Origin of the sequence: Nonomuraea montanisoli (genome assembly GCF_013363975.1) — a bacterium.
Classification (GTDB): domain Bacteria; phylum Actinomycetota; class Actinomycetes; order Streptosporangiales; family Streptosporangiaceae; genus Nonomuraea; species Nonomuraea montanisoli.
In genome coordinates this window covers 520852-541038 of record NZ_JABWGN010000004.1, presented here as the reverse complement: position 1 = coordinate 541038, position 20187 = coordinate 520852, and the positions used below count along the sequence as shown (strand labels likewise).

The 20187-nt window shown below is 71.8% G+C and carries 19 protein-coding genes; 12 read left to right on the top strand and 7 right to left on the bottom strand.

Features of this window, described 5'->3' with window-relative positions:
• Positions 1-20: 20 nt before the first annotated feature.
• Positions 21-929, bottom strand: coding sequence for an EamA family transporter (locus HTZ77_RS12280; protein ID WP_407940498.1), 909 nt, complete (start codon positions 927-929; stop codon positions 21-23).
• Positions 930-1068: 139 nt separating this feature from the next.
• On the opposite strand from HTZ77_RS12280, the gene HTZ77_RS12275 reads away from it, so the two are divergent.
• Complete coding sequence (locus HTZ77_RS12275) at positions 1069-2235, top strand: MFS transporter (RefSeq protein ID WP_175589621.1); 1167 nt, start codon at positions 1069-1071, stop codon at positions 2233-2235.
• A 15-nt stretch (positions 2236-2250) separates the two neighbouring features.
• On the opposite strand, the gene HTZ77_RS12270 is transcribed toward HTZ77_RS12275, so the two are convergent.
• Both HTZ77_RS12270 and HTZ77_RS12265 read right to left on the bottom strand, forming a co-directional pair.
• Entirely contained in the window at positions 2251-3030 is a 780-nt protein-coding gene (locus HTZ77_RS12270) for an ABC transporter permease (protein WP_175589620.1), read from the bottom strand.
• On the bottom strand, positions 3027-3935 hold the full coding sequence (locus HTZ77_RS12265; RefSeq protein WP_175589619.1) for an ABC transporter ATP-binding protein: 909 nt from the start codon (positions 3933-3935) through the stop codon (positions 3027-3029). The genes HTZ77_RS12270 and HTZ77_RS12265 overlap by 4 nt, the downstream gene beginning before the upstream one ends.
• Positions 3936-4154: 219 nt before the next feature.
• On the opposite strand from HTZ77_RS12265, the gene HTZ77_RS12260 reads away from it, so the two are divergent.
• The 11 genes from HTZ77_RS12260 (at position 4155) to HTZ77_RS12210 (ending at position 15296) form a co-directional block, all read left to right on the top strand.
• A complete protein-coding gene (locus HTZ77_RS12260; protein WP_175589618.1) occupies positions 4155-4931 on the top strand; it encodes a VOC family protein in 777 nt (258 codons plus the stop codon).
• A 93-nt stretch (positions 4932-5024) separates the two neighbouring features.
• Complete coding sequence (locus tag HTZ77_RS12255) at positions 5025-6323, top strand: multidrug effflux MFS transporter (RefSeq protein WP_175589617.1); 1299 nt, start codon at positions 5025-5027, stop codon at positions 6321-6323.
• Positions 6324-6409: 86 nt separating this feature from the next.
• Positions 6410-7120, top strand: coding sequence for a helix-turn-helix transcriptional regulator (locus HTZ77_RS12250; protein WP_328808547.1), 711 nt, complete (start codon positions 6410-6412; stop codon positions 7118-7120).
• Complete coding sequence (gene sufB / locus HTZ77_RS12245; RefSeq protein WP_175589615.1) at positions 7117-8529, top strand: Fe-S cluster assembly protein SufB; 1413 nt, start codon at positions 7117-7119, stop codon at positions 8527-8529. The genes HTZ77_RS12250 and sufB overlap by 4 nt, the downstream gene beginning before the upstream one ends.
• A complete protein-coding gene (gene sufD / locus HTZ77_RS12240) occupies positions 8529-9653 on the top strand; it encodes a Fe-S cluster assembly protein SufD (protein ID WP_175589614.1) in 1125 nt (374 codons plus the stop codon). The genes sufB and sufD overlap by 1 nt, the downstream gene beginning before the upstream one ends.
• Before the next feature lie 84 nt (positions 9654-9737).
• A complete protein-coding gene (locus tag HTZ77_RS12235; protein WP_175589613.1) occupies positions 9738-10055 on the top strand; it encodes a non-heme iron oxygenase ferredoxin subunit in 318 nt (105 codons plus the stop codon).
• 4 nt (positions 10056-10059) lie between these two features.
• Positions 10060-10806 (top strand): Fe-S cluster assembly ATPase SufC, encoded by a 747-nt coding sequence (sufC, locus tag HTZ77_RS12230; protein WP_175589612.1) that lies wholly within the window; start codon positions 10060-10062, stop codon positions 10804-10806.
• Positions 10803-12086 (top strand): cysteine desulfurase, encoded by a 1284-nt coding sequence (locus HTZ77_RS12225; protein ID WP_328808546.1) that lies wholly within the window; start codon positions 10803-10805, stop codon positions 12084-12086. The genes sufC and HTZ77_RS12225 overlap by 4 nt, the downstream gene beginning before the upstream one ends.
• A 2-nt stretch (positions 12087-12088) precedes the next feature.
• Entirely contained in the window at positions 12089-12529 is a 441-nt protein-coding gene (sufU, locus tag HTZ77_RS12220; protein ID WP_175589611.1) for a Fe-S cluster assembly sulfur transfer protein SufU, read from the top strand.
• Positions 12526-12885, top strand: a complete 360-nt coding sequence (locus HTZ77_RS12215; protein ID WP_175589610.1) for a metal-sulfur cluster assembly factor — start codon at positions 12526-12528, stop codon at positions 12883-12885. The genes sufU and HTZ77_RS12215 overlap by 4 nt, the downstream gene beginning before the upstream one ends.
• A gap of 401 nt (positions 12886-13286) precedes the next feature.
• A complete protein-coding gene (locus HTZ77_RS12210; RefSeq protein WP_175589609.1) occupies positions 13287-15296 on the top strand; it encodes a DEAD/DEAH box helicase in 2010 nt (669 codons plus the stop codon).
• A 281-nt stretch (positions 15297-15577) separates the two neighbouring features.
• Here HTZ77_RS12210 and HTZ77_RS12205 read toward each other — a convergent pair whose 3' ends face one another.
• The 4 genes from HTZ77_RS12205 to HTZ77_RS12190 form a co-directional block, all read right to left on the bottom strand.
• Entirely contained in the window at positions 15578-16525 is a 948-nt protein-coding gene (locus tag HTZ77_RS12205; RefSeq protein ID WP_175589608.1) for a carbohydrate ABC transporter permease, read from the bottom strand.
• Positions 16525-17457: a carbohydrate ABC transporter permease gene (locus HTZ77_RS12200; RefSeq protein WP_175589607.1), complete on the bottom strand. Its 933-nt coding sequence runs from the start codon at positions 17455-17457 to the stop codon at positions 16525-16527. The genes HTZ77_RS12205 and HTZ77_RS12200 overlap by 1 nt, the downstream gene beginning before the upstream one ends.
• Before the next feature lie 52 nt (positions 17458-17509).
• A complete protein-coding gene (locus HTZ77_RS12195; RefSeq protein ID WP_175589606.1) occupies positions 17510-18766 on the bottom strand; it encodes an extracellular solute-binding protein in 1257 nt (418 codons plus the stop codon).
• A 211-nt stretch (positions 18767-18977) separates the two neighbouring features.
• Positions 18978-19991: a LacI family DNA-binding transcriptional regulator gene (locus HTZ77_RS12190; protein ID WP_175589605.1), complete on the bottom strand. Its 1014-nt coding sequence runs from the start codon at positions 19989-19991 to the stop codon at positions 18978-18980.
• Positions 19992-20187 lie beyond the last annotated feature (196 nt).

Here is a 20187-nt window from a genome sequence, read left to right as displayed (position 1 = left end):
CCGAGCGGACGGACGCCCGGTCAGCGTGACCGCGTGGCGCCCAGGCTGGCCGCCACGATGCTGGCGATCGCCGCCCACTGCTGCAGGTGCAGCACCTCGCCCAGCACCACGAGCCCGACCATCGCCGCCACCGCCGGCTCCAGGCTCATGAGGATGCCGAACACGTGCTTGGGCATCCGCCGCAGGGCGTTCAGCTCCAGCGAGTACGGGATGACCGACGACAGCAGCCCCACCCCGAGCCCGATCAGCACCAGCTCCGGCTGGAGCAGGTCGGTCCCGCCCGACGCGACGCCCACCGGCGCGACCACCACGGCCGAGACGATCATCGCGAACGACAGCCCGGTCGTGCCGGGGAAGTGCTGCCCCGCCGCGGCCGACAGCAGGATGTAGGCCGCCCAGCACACGCCGGCCGCCAGGGCGAAGCCGATGCCGACCCAGTTCACGCTCTGCGACTGGCCCCACGGGGCGAGCAGCGCCACGCCCACCCCGGCGAGCCCGATCCACACCAGGTCCAGCCGGCGCCGCGACGCGGCCACGGCCACCCCTAGGGGGCCCAGGAACTCGATCGCCACCGCGATGCCCATCGGCAGCCGCGACAGCGCCTCGTAGAACGTCAGGTTCATCAGGCCGAGCGTCGCGCCGAAGCCGAGCCCGACCGCCCAGGCACGCCACGACATGCCCCGCAGCTTCGGCCGGGCCACCACGCCCATGATCAGCGCGCCCGCCATGATGCGGAGGAACACCACCGCGCTCGGCGGCAGCGCCCCGAACAGCTCCTTGGCGAAACCCGCCCCGAGCTGCACGGAGAAGATCCCCAGCAGGACCAGCCCCGACGGCGGGATGGATCCGGCGGCCGTGCGCAGCAGACTCCCCATCCGCGGCAGTCCGGACCTGCGGTCGAACGGGTCGTCCAAGGCGAAGTCGGTCACGATGCTCCTCTGGGGCGTGCGACGAGAGAGGGGCCGAGAAGGGCGATGTGCCGAGGATAGTCAACGGCCTCGACATATCCCCACTTAGGGTGGTAGGACGAAAAGCCGGTTCCCCGTACCCCCGTCACGCGCTGGAGACATGACCGCACCCGCTGAGCCCGTCGCCCTGGTGCGGCCGCCGTTCGCCCTGTCCGCGGCCTCCCTCGTCAGCAGTTTCGACCGCTTCGCCGTCGGGCCCATGCTCGTCCTGATCGCCCTGGACCTGCGCGTGACGCTCGCCGCGGCCGTCGCGGTGGCGAGCGGCTACTACCTCGCCTACGGCCTGTCCCAGCCGCTGTGGGGCGTGCTGTCCGACCGGTACGGGCGCCTGCCGGTGATGCGCGGCGCGCTGCTGGGCGCCACCGCGGCGGGCCTGGCCTCCGCGTTCATGCCTGGCCTGGTCCCGCTGGTCGCGCTGCGGGTCGTGGCCGGCGCCTGCTTCGGCGCGGTGATCCCCACCTCCCTCACCTACGTCGGCGACACCGTCGCCGCGCCGATCCGCCAGCGCGCCCTGTCGGACCTCATGGGCGCGGCCGCGCTCGGCACGGCCGTGGCCACCGGCTTCGGCGGCGTGCTGGCCGACCTGGTGAGCTGGCGCGTCGTCTTCACCACCGCCGCCCTGTGCGCCCTGGCCTGCGCGCTCGGCCTGCGCTCGGTGCCCGAGCCGCCCCGGGGCGCCGTCGCCGGGCTCGGCGCCCACCTCGGCACGGTGCTGCGGGAGCGCTGGGCGCTGCTGGTGTTCGGGCTGGCGTTCGTGGAGGGCGCCGTGCTGCTGGGGCTCCTGCCGTTCCTGGCCACCGCGCTCCAGCACCACGGGGTCAGCGCGGCGGTGGCGGGCCTGGCCACCGCCGTCTACGGCGTGGGGCTGTGGCTGCTGACCCGGCTGGTCAAGCGGCTGTCGAGGCGCTGGCCTCCGTCCCTGCTCATCGCCGTGGGCGGCTCCCAGCTCTGCCTCGGGTACGCGCTGGTCGCCGCGCACGTGAGCCTGGTGACCGTGACGGCGGCGGCGCTGCTGTTCGGCGGCGGCTGGTCGTTCATGCACTCGTCGCTGCAGACGTGGGCGACCTCGGTCGTGCCGCACGCCCGGGGGACGGCCGTGGCGTTCTTCGCGGCGGCGCTGTTCATCGGCAGCGCGGTCTCGTCGTCGGCGGCCGGGCCCCTGGCCGGCGCCGGGGCGTACGGGCTGCTGTTCGGCGTGGCCGGGGCGGTGGCGCTGCCGCTGACCGCCGTGGCGGCCGCGACCCGCCACAGGTGGCGCGCCCCCTGAAGCCCAGCCGGCCGGTCACTCCCAGCGGAACGTGCGCGAGGCCAGCGCCAGGCACAGCACCGCCCACGCGGCCAGCACCCCAAGCGCGCCCAGCGGCAGCGCGCCGCCCGACAGCACCGTCCGCAGGCCGCCGGTGAGCGCCGAGATGGGCAGCACCTCCAGCGCCGGCCGCACCGACTCCGGCAGCTTCGACAGCGGGAACATCACCCCGCCCGCCCCCAGCAGCACCAGGTAGACGAGGTTGGCCGCGGCCAGTGTCGCCTCGGCCCGCAGCGTGCCCGCCATGAGCAGCCCGAGCCCGCTGAAGGCGGCCGTGCCCAGCACGATGAGCAGCGCCGCCGCCGCGAACGACCCGTGGGGCCGCCAGCCGAGCGCCAGCCCCACCGCCACGACGACCACGACCTGGAGGAGCTCCACCGCCAGCACCGCCGCCGTCTTGGCCAGCATGAGCCCGGCCCGGGACAGCGGGGTCGCGCCCAGCCGCTTCAGCACCCCGTAACGCCGCTCGAACCCGGTCGCGATCGCCTGCCCGGTGAACGCCGTGGACATGACCGCCAGCGCCAGCACGCCCGGCGCGAGGAAGGCCACCCGGCTGCCGCCGCCGACGTCGATGAGCGGCGCCAGCGTGAACCCGGCCAGCAGCAGCACCGGGATGACCAGGGTCAGCAGGAGCTGCTCGCCGTTGCGCAGCGTCGCGCGCACCTCGGCGCCCGCCTGGGCGAGCACCATGCGCGGGAACGGCGCCGCCCCGGGCGCCGGGGTGAGGTCGAGGGCCGCCGTGTCCGGCGTCGTCATCGCAGCTCCCTGCCGGTCAGTTCGAGGAAGACGTCCTCCAGCGTGCGGCGCTCGATGCGCAGGTCGTCGGCCGTGACGCCCTCGGCCGCGCACCAGGCGGTCACGGTGGCCAGCAGCTCCGGGCCCACCAGGCCCTCGACGATGTAGTGGCCGGCCGGCGACTCCTTGGCCGCGCTGCCCGACGGCAGCGCGTTGAGCAGCTCCTCCAGCGCCAGGCCGGGCCGGGCGCGGAAGCGGAGCTGCCGCTCGGCCCCGGTCAGCGCCGCCGGGCTGCCCTCGGACACCACCCGCCCGCCGTCGATGATCACCACGTGGTCGGCCAGCCGCTCGGCCTCGTCCATGTGGTGCGTGGTCAGCAGCACCGCCACGCCCGCGGCCCGCAGGTCGGTCACGAGGTCCCAGCAGGCGTGGCGGGCCTGCGGGTCGAGCCCGGCCGTCGGCTCGTCGAGGAAGACCAGCTCCGGCCGGCCGACGACCGCCGCGGCCAGCGACAGCCGCTGCTGCTGGCCGCCCGACAGGCGGCGGTACGGGGTGCGCGCGTGGGCGGCCAGGCCCAGCCGTACGAGGAGGGCGTCGACGTCGAGCGGACGGGCGTAGAAGCGGGAGACCAGGCGCAGCCACTCGCCGCAGCGCGTCGCGGGCGGCACGCCGCCCGACTGGAGCATGACCCCCACGCGGGGCCGCAGCGCCGGGGCGGCGGGCGGGAGGCCCAGCACCCGCACGGTGCCCTCGTCGGCCTCGCGGAAGCCCTCGCAGATCTCGACCGTGGAGGTCTTGCCCGCGCCGTTGGGCCCGAGCACGGCCGTCACCGCGCCACGGGCGGCGCGCATCGACAGGCCGTCGACCGCTGTGGTGCAGCCGTAGCGCTTGACCAGGCCGATGATCTCGACGGCTGGGGAGTCCATGGCCATGAGTCTAAGGAGTGCGCGGAGCGGTCCCGTGCGCAGCCCGGGCCGCGCGCGACCGCGTCCCGGCCGCTCACGCGGCACTGGCCGGATATGGCCACCTGTTTACCGCGCGTTTCCCGGCGGGGGCCCCGGCCGGGTGAAAGCCTGATGGCGGGGGCGAGTCGGGCGGCAGCCGCGAGGGGGCGGCGGCCGGCGAGGACGGCAAGGAGGGTTCCCATGTCAGAGCGCAGCGGCTACGAGCCGGGTGTCCCGTGCTGGGTGGATCTGTCGAGCTCGGACGTGGAGGCGTCGGTGCGCTTCTACGGCGAGGTCCTCGGCTGGCGGGCCGAGATGAGCGACGATCCCGCGGCCGGGGGCTACGGCCAGTTCTTCCACGGCGACAAGCGGGTCGCCGGCGTGGGCCCCCTGCACGACGAGGCCATGCCGTCCCACTGGAACAGCTACGTCGCCGTCGAGGACGCCGACGCGACCGCCGACCGGATCAAGAACTCCGGCGGCACCGTGGTCGCCGGGCCGATGCAGGTCATGGAGGAGGGCCGGATGGCGGTCTTCCAGGGGCCGGACGGCGCGTACGCCTCGATCTGGCAGGCGGGCCGGCACCACGGCGCCGACCTGGTCAACGAGCCGGGCGGGTTCTGCTGGAACGAGCTCGTCACCCGCGACCCCGAGGCCGCCGAGCGGTTCTACCGCGCGGTGTTCGGCTGGGAGCCCCGCCCGCAGCAGATGGACGGCGTCACCTACACCGAGTGGCACGCGGGCGGCAGAAGCGTCGCCGGGATGATCGAGATGGGGCCGATGTACCCGCCGGAGACGCCCTCGCACTGGATGGTCTACTTCGCGGTCGCCGACCTCGACGCGGCCATCGGGGCCGCGCGGCGCCGCGGCGCGGAGATCTTCGTCGACTCCATGGACTCGCCGCCGGGACGGTTCGGGATGTTCCAGGACCCGCAGGGGGCGGCCGTCTCGGTCATCCAGCTCCGCGAAAATCAGTAAAAATCAGATGACCGGGAATTAGGAGGACTTTACCGCTGTTCCTCTCCCTCGGCCCTCGTGGGCCGCACGCCTGCGAGGGAGAGGGGTACGCGCATGTCCGTGGCGCCGGCGTCACCGTCCGCATCAGCACCGCCGGGATCCAGCCTGTCAGGATCGGCGGGCGCCGAGGAGGGCGCCCCCCGTTCCAGGCGGGCCGGCGCCCTGCTGCTGTTCGTGCTCGGCGCGCTGTCGGCCATCGGCCCGCTGTCCATCGACATGTACCTGCCGGCCCTGCCCGCCATCACCGGGGAGCTGCTGAGCACGCCCGCCCAGGTGCAGCTCACGCTGACGGCCTGCCTCATCGGCGTCTCCGCGGGCCAGGTCATCGCCGGGCCGGTGAGCGACGTGCGCGGGCGCAGGGGGCCGCTGCTCGTCGGCGTCGCCGGGTTCGCCGTGGCCTCGCTGCTGTGCGCGTTCGCGCCCAACGTGCCCGTGCTGATCGCGCTGCGGCTGCTGCAGGGCGTCCTCGGCGGCGCCGCCCTGGTGATCGTGCGCGCCGTGGTGCGCGACCTGTACGACGGCCCCGCCATCGCGCGCATCTTCGCCACGCTCATGCTCGTCAGCGGCCTCGCGCCGATCCTCGCCCCGGTGGCCGGCGCCCAGCTCCTGTCGTTCACCTCGTGGCGCGGCGTGTTCGTCGCGCTCAGCCTGACCGGCCTGGTGCTGCTGCTGGCCGTGGTCGGCGGCGTCCGCGAGACCCTGCCGGCGGACAAGCGGGAGGGCGGCGGGCTCGGGCACACCCTGCGCACCTTCGGCCGGCTGCTGCGCGACCGCCCGTTCATGGGCTCGGCCCTGACCGCCGGCCTGGGCTTCGCCGCGATGTTCTCCTACATCTCCGGCTCGCCCTTCGTGATCCAGGAGGTCTACCACGCCACGCCCCAGCAGTACTCCCTGATCTTCGGGCTCAACGCGCTCGGCCTGACCGTCATGGCGCAGGTCGGCGGGCGGCTCGCGGGCCGGGTCGCGCCCGCGCGGCTGGTCTTCACGGGCCTCGCCGTCGCGGTCGCGGGCGCCGCGCTGCTGCTGACGGCCGCGGTCGCCGGGCTGGGCCTGGCCGGGATCGTGGCGGGGCTGTTCGTCATCATGTGCGGCCAGGGCCTGGTGCTGCCGGGCACCGGCGCGCTCGCCCTGGCCGGGCAGCCGCCGCAGGTCGCGGGCAGCGCCTCCGCCCTGCTCGGGGTGCTCCAGTTCGCGCTGGGCGCCCTCGCCGCCCCGCTCGTGGGCCTCGTGGGCTCGGGCTCGGCGACGCCGATGGCCGCCGTCATGCTGGCGCTGCTGGCGCTCGCGACCGTCGTCTTCGCGGTCGTGCGGGGACGTCCCGACCGGGCTGCAAGCCGCCGAGCAGGGGATTAGGTAAGGCTTACCTGCGTGAGAAATTGCATTGACCCTTTCCCCGGATCCGTTTGTGGGGCGGGAAGGAATTACGGCACACTGATGTTGTGAAAAACGTGCCCACCACGATCGAGCCTGGCAGCGAGCGCAGCACCCGCGCGCGCGTGGCCCGGCTCATCCTGGAGCACGGTCCCGTCGCGGCCGCCGCGCTGGGCGAGCGGCTCGGGCTGACCCCGGCCGCCGTCCGCCGTCACCTCGACGCGTTGCTGTCCGACGGGATGATAGAGCCTCGCACGGTACGACCACGCGGCCAGCGCGGGCGCGGGCGACCGGCCAAGCTGTTCGCCATCACCGACGCGGGGCGCAGTGCCTTCGAGCACGCCTATGACGACCTGGCCGGGAGCGCGCTGCGCTTCCTGGCCGAGCGCATGGGGGACGAGGCGGTGACCGACTTCGCCCGCACGCAGGTCTCCGGCCTGCTGCGGCGGCTGGAGCCGGTCATGCGCGCGGTGCCCGCCGAGCAGCGGGTCGAGGTGCTGGCGCAGGCGCTCTCGGCCGAGGGCTACGCCGCGTCGGCCAGCAAGGCCAAGTCCGGCGGAGACCAGCTCTGCCAGCACCACTGTCCGGTGGCGCACGTGGCGGCGGAGTTCCCGCAGCTCTGCGAGGCCGAGACCGAGGCGTTCGCCCGGCTTCTCGGCACCCCCGTGCAGCGCCTGGCCACGATCGCCCACGGCGACGGGGTCTGCACCACACACGTCAGCCCGCAATCGCTGGGTGATCCCGCACATAGAGACAAGAGCAAGGAGTCCGGAAGGTGACTGTCACCGACCGCCCGGAGCTGGAAGGCCTCGGGAATTACAAGTTCGGCTGGGCCGACCCGGATGCCGCCGGGGCGGCGGCCAAGCGTGGCCTGTCCGAGGACGTCGTGCGCAACATCTCCGCGCTCAAGAACGAGCCGGAGTGGATGCTCGACCTTCGCCTGAAGGGCCTCCGCCTGTTCGACAAGAAGCCGCTGCCGACCTGGGGCTCCGACCTCAGCGACATCGACTTCGACAACATCAAGTACTTCGTCCGCTCGACGGAGAAGCAGGCCGCCTCCTGGGACGAACTGCCCGCCGACATCAAGAACACCTACGACAAGCTGGGCATCCCCGAGGCCGAGAAGCAGCGGCTCATCGCCGGCGTCGCCGCCCAGTACGAGTCGGAGGTCGTCTACCACAAGATCCGTGAGGACCTTGAGGAGAAGGGTGTCATCTTCGTCGACACCGACACCGGCCTGCGTGAGCACGAGGAGCTCTTCAAGGAGTACTTCGGCTCGGTCATCCCGGTCGGCGACAACAAGTTCGCCGCCCTCAACACCTCCGTGTGGTCCGGTGGCTCGTTCATCTACGTGCCGCCGAACGTCGAGGTCGAGATCCCGCTCCAGGCGTACTTCCGGATCAACACCGAGAACATGGGCCAGTTCGAGCGGACCCTGATCATCGTGGACGAGAACTCCTACGTCCACTACGTCGAGGGCTGCACCGCGCCGATCTACTCCTCCGACTCGCTGCACTCCGCGGTCGTCGAGATCGTCGTGAAGAAGAACGCCCGCTGCCGTTACACGACCATCCAGAACTGGTCGAACAACGTCTACAACCTGGTGACCAAGCGCGCCGTCGCCTACGAGGGCGCCACCATGGAGTGGATCGACGGCAACATCGGCTCCAAGGTCACGATGAAGTACCCGGCCGTCTACCTCATGGGCGAGCACGCCAAGGGCGAGACCCTGAGCGTCGCCTTCGCCGGCGAGGGCCAGCACCAGGACGCCGGCTCCAAGATGGTGCACCTGGCGCCCCACACCAGCTCCAGCGTCATCTCCAAGTCGGTGGCCCGCGGCGGCGGCCGCACCTCCTACCGCGGTCTCGTGCAGATCGAGGAGGGCGCCCACGGCAGCGCCAGCACCGTCAAGTGCGACGCGCTGCTCGTCGACCAGATCAGCCGCTCCGACACCTACCCCTACGTCGACGTCCGCGAGGACGACGTCTCCATGGGGCACGAGGCCACGGTCTCCAAGGTCAGCGAGGACCAGCTGTTCTACCTCATGAGCCGCGGCATGGACGAGGACGAGGCGATGGCGATGATCGTGCGCGGCTTCGTCGAGCCGATCGCGCGTGAGCTGCCCATGGAGTACGCGCTCGAGCTCAACCGGCTGATCGAGCTGCAGATGGAAGGAGCCGTCGGCTGATGGGCCTGAACGAGAAGCCCCTGTCGACCCTGCACGAGAAGGCGTCGTACGACCTGGCCGACTTCGACGTGCCGACCGGGCGCGAGGAGGCGTGGCGCTTCACCCCGCTGTCGCGCCTCAAGGGCCTGCACAGCGGCAAGGCCGAGGCCACCGGCCAGCTCGTCGTCCAGGCGTTCACCCCGTCCGGCGTGAGCGCCGAGTGGGTCGGGCGCGAGGACCCGCGCATCGGCCGCGCGTACGTGCCGGCCGACCGGGTCAGCGCCCAGGCCTACAACGCCTTCGAGAAGGCGCTGGTCATCACGGTGCCCAAGGAGGCGACGCCGGACGGCCACATCACGGTCGAGCTGCGCGGCGGAGGCGCCGACGGCGCCTCCTACGGCCACATCGTGGTCGTCGTCGAGCCGCTGGCCGAGGCCGTGGTCGTCATCGAGCACCAGGGCAGCGCGGTCTACGCCGACAACATCGAGTTCGTCGTCGGCGACGGTGCCTCCCTCAAGGTCGTCAGCCTCCAGGACTGGGAGGACGACGCCGTCCACGTCTCCCACCACCACGCCCAGCTCGCCAAGGACGCCACCTTCCGCAGCTTCGTGGTGACCCTCGGCGGCGACCTCGTCCGGCTCTCGCCCAGCGTGTCCTACACCGGCCCCGGCGGCGACGCCGACCTGGCCGGCGTCTACTTCGTGGACGCGGGCCAGCACCTGGAGCACCGCCTGCTGGTCGACCACTCGCAGCCCCACTGCAAGAGCAACGTCGACTACCGCGGCGCCCTCCAGGGCGAGGACGCCCACGCCGTCTGGATCGGCGACGTGATCATCCGGGTCGAGGCCGAGGGCACCGACACCTACGAGCTCAACCGCAACCTCATCCTCACCGACGGCGCCCGCGCCGACTCGGTGCCCAACCTGGAGATCCTCACCGGCGAGGTCGCCGGCGCGGGTCACGCCTCGACGTCGGGCCGCCTCGACGACGAGCACATCTTCTACCTCCAGGCGCGCGGCATCCCCTTCGACGAGGCGCGTCGCCTGGTCATCCGCGGCTTCCTCGGCCAGCTCATCGAGCGCATCGAGATCGAGGAGATCCGCGAGCGCGTCATGAGCGCGGTCGAGGCGGAGCTCGCGCGATGAGTAGGAGAGAACCCGACGCAGCGAGCGGAGTGGTCCGCGACGAAGGAGCGGCCCGCGTAGCGAGTGAGGAGTGGTGAACGACTCATGAGCTACGAGAAGGTGTGCAGCGTGTCCGACATCCCCGACGGCGGGGTGCTCGGCGTGGAGGTCGAGGAGATCCCCGTCGCGCTCGTCCGCAAGGGCGGCGAGGTCTTCGCGCTGCACGACATCTGCTCCCACGCCGAGGTCAAGCTCAGCGAGGGAGAGGTCTACGACGACACCCTGGAGTGCTGGCTGCACGGCTCGTGCTTCGACATCCGCAGCGGCAAGCCCACCGGCCCGCCCGCGACCAGGCCCGTGAACACCTACACAGTCAAGATCGACGGCGATGACGTGCTCGTCTCGCTCTCGAAGGAGTCATAAGCACATGTCCACCCTTGAGATCCGTGACCTCCAGGTCGCCGTCGAGGACAAGGAGATCCTTCGCGGCGTCAACCTCACCGTGAGGTCCGGCGAGACCCACGCCATCATGGGCCCCAACGGCTCCGGCAAGTCCACGCTCGCCTACGCGATCGCCGGTCACCCCAAGTACACGATCACCGGCGGCCAGGTCCTGCTCGACGGCGTCGACCTGCTGGAGCTGTCGGTCGACGAGCGCGCCCGCGCCGGCCTGTTCCTCGCCATGCAGTACCCCGTCGAGGTCCCCGGCGTGTCGGTGTCCAACTTCCTGCGCTCGGCCGTCACCGCGGTGCGCGGCGAGGCGCCCAAGCTGCGCGAGTTCGCCAAGGACCTCAAGAACGGCATGGACGCCCTGTCCATCGACGCCGCCTTCGCCCAGCGCAACCTCAACGAGGGCTTCTCCGGCGGTGAGAAGAAGCGCCACGAGATCCTCCAGCTCGAGCTGCTCAAGCCCAAGATCGCCGTGCTCGACGAGACCGACTCCGGCCTCGACGTCGACGCGCTGCGCGTGGTGTCGGAGGGCATCAACCGCTTCCGCGCCTCCGGCGACACGGGCGTGCTGCTCATCACGCACTACACCCGCATCCTGCGCTACGTGAAGCCGGACTTCGTCCACGTCTTCGCGGGCGGCCGGATCGTCGAGGAGGGCGGCCCGGAGCTGGCCGACAAGCTCGAGTCCGAGGGCTACGAGCAGTACACGAAGGCGACTGCATGACTTATCCCACCAGCTTGGACGTGGAGAGGATCAGGAAGGACTTCCCGGTTCTCTCCCGCGAGCTGCCCGGCGGGCGCCCGCTCGTCTACCTCGACTCGGGCAACTCCTCGCAGAAGCCCACGCCGGTCGTCGAGACGGTGCGCGAGCACCTGGCGATGCACTACAGCAACGTCGGGCGCGCCATGCACGCGCTCGGCGCCGAGTCCACCGAGGCGTACGAGAGCGCGCGCGACAAGGTGGCCGCCTTCGTCGGCGCGCCCTCGCGCGACGAGGTGATCTTCACCAAGAACGCCTCCGAGGCGCTCAACCTGGTGGCCCACGCCTTCGGCCCCCACCTGTGGGGCTCCTCGGGCGAGGGCACCGACCCGCGCTTCGCGCTCGGCCCCGGCGACGAGATCGTCATCTCCGAGATGGAGCACCACTCCAACATCGTGCCGTGGCAGCTGCTCGTCCAGCGCACCGGCGCGAGCCTGAAGTGGTTCGGCGTCACCGACGAGGGCCGGCTCGACCTGTCCGACCTGGACGAGCTGGTCACCGAACGCACGAAGATCGTCTCGATCGCGCACCAGTCCAACGTGCTCGGCACCGTCAACCCGGTCGCCGACGTGCTGCGGCGCGCCCGCGAGGTGGGCGCCCTGGTGATGCTCGACGCCTCCCAGTCCGTGCCCCACCACCCGGTGGACGTCGCCGCGCTGGGCGTCGACTTCGTCGCCTTCACCGGCCACAAGATGCTCGGCCCGTCCGGCATCGGCGTGCTGTGGGGGCGGGGCGAGCTGCTGGAGGCCATGCCCCCGTTCCTGGGCGGCGGCGAGATGATCGAGGCGGTCTGGATGGACCACTCGACGTACGCGCCGATCCCGCACAAGTTCGAGGCGGGCACGCCGCCGATCGTCGAGGCCATCGGTCTCGGCGCGGCCGTCGACTACCTCCAGGGCATCGGCATGGACGCGATCGAGGCGCACGAGCGCGAGCTCACGGCGTACGCGCTGGAGGCCCTGCGCGAGGTGCCGACGCTGCGGCTCATCGGGCCCGAGACCCTCGACCGGCGCGGCGCGACCCTGTCGTTCACGCTGGAGGGCATCCACCCGCACGACGTGGGGCAGATCCTCGACGACAGCTTCGGCATCGCCGTGCGGGTCGGTCACCACTGCGCGCGCCCGCTGCACCTCAGGTTCGGAATACCGGCGACCACGCGGGCGTCGTTCTACCTGTACAACACCACGGGCGAGATCGACGCCCTGGTGCGCGGCCTCCACCACGTTCAGAAGGTGTTCGCATAGCCATGATCGGCGAGTCGATGTACCAGGAGCTGATCCTGGAGCACTACAAGCACCCGCAGGGGCGGGGGCTGCGCGAGCCGTACGACGCCGAGGTCCACCACGTGAACCCGACGTGCGGCGACGAGATCACGCTCCGGGTCAAGGTCGGCGACGCCGGCCGGATCGAGGACGTCTCCTACGACGGCCAGGGCTGCTCCATCAGCCAGGCCGCCGCCTCGGTCCTGCACGAGCTGACCGCGGGCTCCACGGTGGAGGAGACGCTGTCGGTCGTCGACGAGTTCACCCGGCTCATGCAGGGCAGGGGACAGGTGGAGGCCGACGAGGACGTCCTCGGCGACGCCGTGGCGTTCGCCGGGGTCGCCAAGTTCCCCGCCAGGGTCAAGTGCGCGCTGCTGTCCTGGATGGCCTACAAGGACGCTGTAGTGAGGAGTGCCAGCAGATGAGCAAGCCGGTGGAGACGCCCACCTCGTTCGACGGCGAGACCACCGTCGAGGAGGTCATGGAGGCGCTCAAGGACGTCGTGGACCCCGAGCTGGGCATCAACGTCGTCGACCTCGGCCTGATCTACGGCCTCAACCTCGACCCCGCCGAGGGCGGCCGGCCCGTGGCCACCATCGACATGACGCTCACCAGCGCCGCCTGCCCGCTCACGGACGTGATCGAGGATCAGGCGCACTCCGCGCTCGATGGTATGGTCTCCGATGTGAAGATCAACTGGGTCTGGCTCCCGCCGTGGGGGCCCGACAAGATCACCGACGAGGGCCGTGAGCAGCTCCGTATGCTAGGCTTCAACGTCTGATCTCCTGACCTTCAGCAGCATCAGCCTCCAGCGGGACGCACCGAGCGGTTCGTCCTGTATAGCGTGATTTTGAGCAGTACGGCCGGCACCCCGGTGCCGGCCGCGCCTGTGCCTCGGTCCGAGAGCCGGACCGGGCGGGGAATACCCCTGGTCCTCCCCGCGTTGGCACGACGTGCACCTGGCGCACCTCCTGTGCGTCTCGCCGCCTGCGGCCGGCAACCGGGTGCGCGTAGACGGCCCGACGACATGCCGGTGAGCACACCGGTCCGGGCCAGTCCCCACCCCAGCGGGTGCCGATCACCCGCGCCTCGCAATGAGTGCGGCATGTCGCCGCACCTCCCGGCTCGTCCTTTCGCAGAAGTGACGCGCCACTTCGACGGAAAGGCACGACGTTCGTGACCATGCTTGACGCTGTCCTGCCCGAGCTCGCCCCCGCCGAGCAGGGCCCGTCCGGATTCGAGCTGCTGGGTCTGCCCAAGCCGCTCGTGGCCGGCCTGGCCCGCCAGGGCATCGACAGCCCCTTCCCCATCCAGAGCGCCACCATCCCCGACGTGCTGACCGGCGCCGACGTCCTCGGCCGCGGCCAGACCGGCTCCGGCAAGACGCTCGCCTTCGGCCTGCCCACCATGGCCCGCATCGCCGGCGTCAAGCCCGCCCCGGGCCGTCCCCGCGCGATGATCCTCGTCCCGACCCGCGAGCTGGCCCTCCAGGTGCACGACGCGCTGGAGCCGCTCGGCCGCGGCCTCGGCCTGCGCATGAAGGTCGTCGTCGGCGGCATGTCCATGGGCAAGCAGATCGAGGCCCTGCGCCGCGGCGTCGACATCGTCATCGCCACCCCCGGCCGGCTCGGCGACCTCATCCGCCAGGGCGAGTGCTCGCTGGCCGACGTCGAGGTGAGCGTCCTCGACGAGGCCGACCACATGTGCGACCTCGGCTTCTTCCCGGTCGTCACCGACCTGCTCGCGCAGACCTCGCCCGGCGGGCAGCGGCTGCTGTTCTCGGCCACGCTCGACGGCGACGTCGACAAGCTGGTCCAGCGCTTCCTCAAGGACCCGATCACCCACTCCGTCGCCCCCGCGACCTCCCCGGTCGACACGATGGAGCACCACGTCATGCAGGTCTCGCGCGACGACAAGTTCGACGTCACCGCCGAGATCGCCAACCGCGAGGGCCGGACGATCATCTTCGTCCGCACCCAGCACGGCGTCGACCGGCTGTGCAAGCAGCTCGCCCGCGTCGGCGTCCGGGCCGGCGGCCTGCACGGCGGCAAGCGCCAGAACCAGCGCACCCGCATCCTCGCCGAGTTCCGCGAGGGCGTCATCAACGTGCTCGTCTGCACCGACGTGGCCGCCCGCGGCATCCACGTCGACAACATCAGCCTGGTGCTGCACGTCGACCCGCCGCAGGACCACAAGAGCTACCTGCACCGTGGCGGCCGCACGGCCCGCGCGGGCGAGAAGGGCACCGTGGTCACGCTCGTGCTGCCCAACGAGCGCCGCTCCACCGACCAGCTCACGCGCCGGGCGGGCATCCACCCGTTCCGCCTCAAGGCCACCCCGGGTCACCCGCGGGTCGCCGAGGTGACGGGCGCCCGTCTCCCGAGCGGCGAGGCCATCCCCGTGTGGGAGCCCGACGTGCGCAAGCCGCTGCGTCCGCGCCGCGAGCACGGTCACGGCGGCGGGCACGGCGAGCGCCGCGGGCGGCGTGGGCGCCGTGACTTCGGGCGCGACGGCGACGGCGACCGCCGGCCCCGCCGCCACGACGGCTCCGGCTCGGTGCCGGGCGAGGGCGGCGAGCGCTCCTACGGCTCGCGCCGTGAGGACGGCGACCGCTCCTACGGTGACCGGCCGTCCGGCGGGCGCCGGTTCGAGGGCGGCGAGCAGGGGGCGGGCTCGCGTGAGCCGCGCACGTTCGGCGAGGACCGTCGTGAGGGCGGTTTCCGCCGTGACGACCGCGACCGGCGCGGCGGCGGTTTCCGCTCGGACGACCGTCCGTTCCGCTCCGGCGACCGTGGCCCGCGCGGCGGCGGCTTCCGCTCCGACGACCGTCCGGCCCGTGACGGCGGTTTCCGCTCCGACGACCGTCCGGCCCGTTCCGAGGACCGGCCGTTCCGCGGGGACGACCGCGCTCCGCGTGGTGGCGGTTTCCGCTCGGACGACCGTCCGTTCCGCTCCGACGACCGCGGTGCCCGGGGCGGGTTCCGCGACGACCGCGGCCCGCGTGGCGGCGGCTTCCGTTCCGACGAGCGCGGCGCGCGCGGCGGTGACCGTGGCCGGCCGTTCTCGGCCGACCGCGAGCGCGGCTTCCGCGGCGACGACCGTCCGCGCGACGGCCACCGCTCCGGCGGCCACCGCGACGACCGCGGCCCGCGTGGCGGCTTCCGCTCGGAGGGCCGCCGCTTCGGCCGCTGACCCGCGACATCCCTGACGGCCCGCCGTACCCCTCCAGAGGACTGGTACGGCGGGCCGCGTCGTTCCCCCGGAAAACAGCACCCGCTCCCGCCGCCCGAGCTCCCCTGCGGGCGGACACCCTCATCACCCGGACAGAGCCGACCGTCGCCGGACGGACGTTGAAGCAAGCGGCACTGGTGTCCCTCCAAGCGCCGCGCCGCACGGGGACCGGGCCGCTGGACGGGTTCGAGGTGGACCGGGACCTGCTGGACCTGCTCCAGGCACGCCAGGGGTGAGGCCGGTCAGCCCTTGAGGCCGCTGAGCGCGATGCCCCGGGTGAAGTACTTCTGGAAGACGAGGAAGAACGCGATCGTCGGCATCGACGCCAGCAGGCCGCCCGCCATGATCGCGCCCTGATGGTCGGGGCCGGCGAAGTAGGAGTTGAGCCTGGCCAGCGCCACGGGCAGGTTCGCCATCTCGTCGCTCTGCACGATGATCAGGGGCCAGAGGAAGTTGTTCCACTCCGCCAGCACGATGAAGATCGACATGGCGGCCAGGGCGGGCCGCAGCAGCGGGAGCACGATCGTCCACCAGATCCGCCACTCCCCGGCGCCGTCCACCCGGGCCGCCTGGATCAGCTCGTTCGGCAGCGACTGGAGGAACTGCACGAGGAAGAACAGCACGAACGCCTTGGCCAGCGCCGGCACGATGTAGGCGGTGTAGCTGTCCAGCCAGCCCAGGTTCCGCATGATCACGTAGTTGGGGATGAGCGTGGTCTGCCACGGCACCATCATCGACGCGATGATCATCAGGAAGATCACCCGGCGTCCCTTGATGTCGTGCTTGGCGATCACGTACGCCGCCAGCGAGCAGATCAGCAGTGAGCCCACCGTGATCGCGGTGGTGATGAACAGGCTGTTGAACAGGAACCGCCAGAACCCGAAGTCCACCTGGAAGCGCTGGAAGATGCCCTGCAGGTGACCGGGGTTGATCTGCCGGGGCGACCAGTCCGGGTCGTGGAAGTTGTCGAACGTGGGCGAGCGCGGCACGAACGACGGCGGCGTCCTGGCCAGCTCCGTCGGCGTCTTGAAGACCGTGATGACCAGCCAGTAGAAGGGCGCGACCATCGTCAGCGACAGCAGGTGGAACGGCAGGCGCAGCAGGTGCCGGTTGACCCGCGCGCGGCGGTCGGGCGCCGGCGCCGGACGCCGGGCGCGGCGGTCGGGGGCGACGGTCTCCAGGACGGCCATCACAGCTCCTTCATCGCGCGGCCCAGGCGCAGGTTGACGAGGCTCAGCACGAAGATGATCACGAACAGCACCCACGCGATCGCCGAGGCGTAGCCGAGCCTGAAGTGGGTGAAGCCCTGGTCGTACAGGTAGGGGACGATCATCAGGCCGGAGTCGAGCACGCCCCCGACGTTGTTGGTGCCGCGGAAGACGATGTAGACCGCCTCGAACACCTGGAACGCCCCGATGAGGCCGGTGACCACCACGTACGTGGTGACCGGGCGCAGCAGCGGCAGCGTGATCCGGCGGAACTGCTGCCAGGTGGAGGCGCCGTCGATGCGGGCCGCCTCGTAGTACTCCTCCGGGATCGAGCCGAGCCCGGCCACGTACAGCACCATGCCGTACCCCATGCCGCCCCACACCGACATCAGCACCAGGATCGGGACGGTGAGCCCGGGGGTGGCCAGCCAGGCGACGGCGTGGCCGCCGAACCAGCCGACGACGGTGTTGGCCAGGCCCACGTCGCTGGGGAACAGCACCCACTTCCACATGAGCATGAGCGCGATGGAGGAGGTGACGGACGGCAGGAAGAACAGGGTGCGCATGATCCGGTGCGGCCGGCTGGTGCCGTTGAAGGCCAGTGCGAGGCCCAGCGACAGCAGCGTCCCCAGCCCGACCGACGCGACCACGTACAGGGCCGTGTTGCCGAGCGCGTGGCGGAACCGGGCGTCCCCGGCGAGCCGGCGGAAGTTGTCCAGGCCGGTGAACTCGGCCGGGTTGATCCCGTCGAAGCGGGTGAAGCTCAGGAACAGCGAGTTGGCCAGCGGCCAGAGGAGGAAGCCCGCGAACAGCGCGAGGAACGGCAGCAGCATCAGGTAGGAGGTGCCGTAGCGTCGCAGCGCGCTGCGCAGGGGAGAGGCGGCGGGGGTCGCCATGTCGGCCGTGTTGGCCATGTCAGGCTCCTGGATCTGGCCGGGACCGGCGCCCACCGGTCCCGGCGGGCGGCTATCCGGCGTTGCGCTCCATGACCTTCGCGGCCTCGGCCAGCGCGGTCCTGACGTCCGCCTTGCCGAGGATGGCCGACTGGAGCTGCTTGGCCACGTCTCCCGCGCTCTCGTCCCATCCGGGGCAGCCGGGCGCCGCCTTGCCGGTCCTGATCGACGCCTCGAACACCTGGGCCTGCTCGGGGGTGAACGTCGAGGCGGACACCACCTTGTCCGCGCGCGGCGGGATGAACGGCAGGTTGCGCTTCTTGGCCTCGTCCACGATCGCGGTGATCGCCTCGTCGGAGTAGAGGAACTTCACGAAGTCCGCGCCGATCTGCGCGTACTTGCTGAACGACGTGACGCCGATCGCCCGCCCGCCGATGAACGTGGTCGGACCGGCGGGACCGGCGGGGAGCGTGGTCATCGCCCACTTGCCCTTGAGCTCCGGCTTGTTGACGTCGATGCCCTTGGCGATCCAGTTGCCGGCCACCACCAGCGCGGTGCCGGTGTCGAGCGCGTCGGAGCCCTCGACGGTCGCGGTCGGCGCGCCGTGCTTGCGGTAGAGGTCCGCCCAGAACGTCAGCGCCTGCTGGGCCTGCGGGGTGCCGAGCGCCGGCTTGCAGTCAGGGGTGTAGAACGAGCCGCCCGCCTGGTAGAGGTAGTTGAAGTAGCCGATCCAGTCGAGGTTGCCCCAGTCCTGGCTGTACGGCTTCCTCACCCCGGCGGCCCTGAGCTTGTCGATGGCGGCGACCAGCTCCTCCCACGTCTTGGGCGGGGTGACCTTGGCCTGGTCGAGCAGGTCCTTGCGGTAGAACAGGGCGAAGGTCGACATGTCGAGCGGCACGCCGTACACCGAGCCGTCGGGGGAGACCGCCGACTCCCACTGGGCGGGCTGGGCCTGCGCCTTGAGCGCGTCGAGGCCGTGCTTGCGCAGGTCCACCATGGCGCCCCGGGCGCCGAACTGGATGGTCCACGTCATGCCGCCGGACAGGATGTCCGGGCCGCTGCGGCTGCTGGCCGCGGCCAGCAGCTTGGCGTACGCGTCGTCCCACGTCAGGGTCTGCACCTTGATCGTCACGTTGGGGTGCGACTGCTTGTACAGGTCCGCGGCCTTCTGGAAGATCGCGGTCTCGTCGTCTCCGCCGGTGGACCAGAAGGACAGGGCGGCGGGGGCGTTCTGGTCGGCCTGCCTGGTCTCCGACTGGCCGCTGGTGGCGCAGGCGGCGCTCAGGAGCGCCACCAGGACCGTGCCGCAGACTGCCGTCGTTCGTCGCATGGGGGGCGTCCGATCTGTCGGTCGGATGGGCGCCCGGTTCCCCTGACGGAGGCGTGCGGAATACGGGGCATCCCGCGGCCCGGCGCCCGATTTCACAGGTATGGGGATCTCACCACTTAAACGGGTAAGTTACAATAGGCGGCGATCGAAATCACCGGGGCCGCCTCTTCCGTCCGGGGCTGCGCGACATGACGGTCGTACGTGAAGCGGTTCAGGGAGCCGGGGCGGTGCTTCCGCGCGGGCGCAGGCGGGCCGCGGCGTCCTCCACGCCGGCGACCCGCTCGCCCGCCGCCATCCGCAGCAGGAGCTGCGCCGCCCGCGCGCCCGAGGCCGGGATGTCGCGCGCCAGCGCCGTGAGCGGCGGCCGCACCACCTGGCAGAGCGGGGAGTCGTCCCAGGCCACGACGGACAGCCCGGCCGGCACCTCCAGGCCCATCTCCTGGGCCACCGACAGGCCGGCCAGCGCCATGATGTCGTTGTCGTAGACGATCGCCGTGGGCCGCGCGCGCGAGCTGAGCAGCCGCCGGGTGGCCCGGGCGCCCGCCTCGCCGGTGTAGTCGGTGTGCGCCGCCGGCGCTCCTTCCAGCCCCAGCGCGGCCAGCGCCTCCTCGAACGCCGCGTCCCTGATCGCGGTGTGCGCCAGGGCGGCCGGGCCCGCCACCCGCCCGACGCGCCGGTGGCCGAGCGCCGCGAGGTGCTCGATCACCCCCCGCATCGCGGCCGCCTCGTCCGACCACACCGCGGGCAGCGGGCCCGCGGCCGACGGATGGCCGATCACCACCGCCGGCATGCCCAGCGTCTCCACCACCGGCACGCGCGGGTCGTCCGCGTGCAGGTCGAGGAGGATCACGCCGTCCACGCGCCCCTCGCCCCACCAGCGGCGGTGCACGGCGATCTCGTCCTCGTGCCCGGCGGCCACCTGCAGCATGAGCGCGTACGAGCGGGCCGCCAGCTCGCCCTCGATGCCGCTGATCAGCTCCATGAAGAACGGCTCGACGCCGAGGAAGCGCGCCGGGCGGCACACGACCAGCCCGATCGCGCCCGCGCCGGCGCCGCTCAGCAGGCGCGCGGCCAGGTTCGGGCGCCAGCCGATCTCCTGGGCGATCGCCTGGATGCGCGCCCTGGTCTCCTCCGACACGCCCGGCCGGCCGTTCAGGGCGTAGGACACCGCGCCCTTGGACACGCCCGCGCGCCTGGCGATGTCGGCGATCGTCGGCCTCTTCACGCGGCACCTCCGCCATGAAAGTTTCACTGAACCGTATCAGCGGGAACGGGGACGGCCTATGGTCACGTGCTTACCCGGTTCATCGGTTCGCGGGCGGTGGCCTGCCGTCCGGGCGAACGATATAAAAGCATCCCTAGGCGAATGACAGAATGAAGTAAAGATCATTTTCCGGGGTTGTTGTCTCGGGTTCCGGACA

Coding starts and splice junctions, on each gene's coding strand:
- HTZ77_RS12275 (WP_175589621.1), top strand. CDS start 1,069: ATGACCGCACCCGCTGAGCCCGTCGCCCTGGTGCGGCCGCCGTTCGCC.
- HTZ77_RS12270 (WP_175589620.1), bottom strand. CDS start 3,030: ATGACGACGCCGGACACGGCGGCCCTCGACCTCACCCCGGCGCCCGGG.
- HTZ77_RS12265 (WP_175589619.1), bottom strand. CDS start 3,935: ATGGACTCCCCAGCCGTCGAGATCATCGGCCTGGTCAAGCGCTACGGC.
- HTZ77_RS12260 (WP_175589618.1), top strand. CDS start 4,155: ATGTCAGAGCGCAGCGGCTACGAGCCGGGTGTCCCGTGCTGGGTGGAT.
- HTZ77_RS12255 (WP_175589617.1), top strand. CDS start 5,025: ATGTCCGTGGCGCCGGCGTCACCGTCCGCATCAGCACCGCCGGGATCC.
- sufD (WP_175589614.1), top strand. CDS start 8,529: ATGGGCCTGAACGAGAAGCCCCTGTCGACCCTGCACGAGAAGGCGTCG.
- HTZ77_RS12235 (WP_175589613.1), top strand. CDS start 9,738: ATGAGCTACGAGAAGGTGTGCAGCGTGTCCGACATCCCCGACGGCGGG.
- sufC (WP_175589612.1), top strand. CDS start 10,060: ATGTCCACCCTTGAGATCCGTGACCTCCAGGTCGCCGTCGAGGACAAG.
- HTZ77_RS12225 (WP_328808546.1), top strand. CDS start 10,803: ATGACTTATCCCACCAGCTTGGACGTGGAGAGGATCAGGAAGGACTTC.
- sufU (WP_175589611.1), top strand. CDS start 12,089: ATGATCGGCGAGTCGATGTACCAGGAGCTGATCCTGGAGCACTACAAG.
- HTZ77_RS12215 (WP_175589610.1), top strand. CDS start 12,526: ATGAGCAAGCCGGTGGAGACGCCCACCTCGTTCGACGGCGAGACCACC.
- HTZ77_RS12210 (WP_175589609.1), top strand. CDS start 13,287: ATGCTTGACGCTGTCCTGCCCGAGCTCGCCCCCGCCGAGCAGGGCCCG.
- HTZ77_RS12205 (WP_175589608.1), bottom strand. CDS start 16,525: ATGGCCGTCCTGGAGACCGTCGCCCCCGACCGCCGCGCCCGGCGTCCG.
- HTZ77_RS12200 (WP_175589607.1), bottom strand. CDS start 17,457: ATGGCCAACACGGCCGACATGGCGACCCCCGCCGCCTCTCCCCTGCGC.
- HTZ77_RS12195 (WP_175589606.1), bottom strand. CDS start 18,766: ATGCGACGAACGACGGCAGTCTGCGGCACGGTCCTGGTGGCGCTCCTG.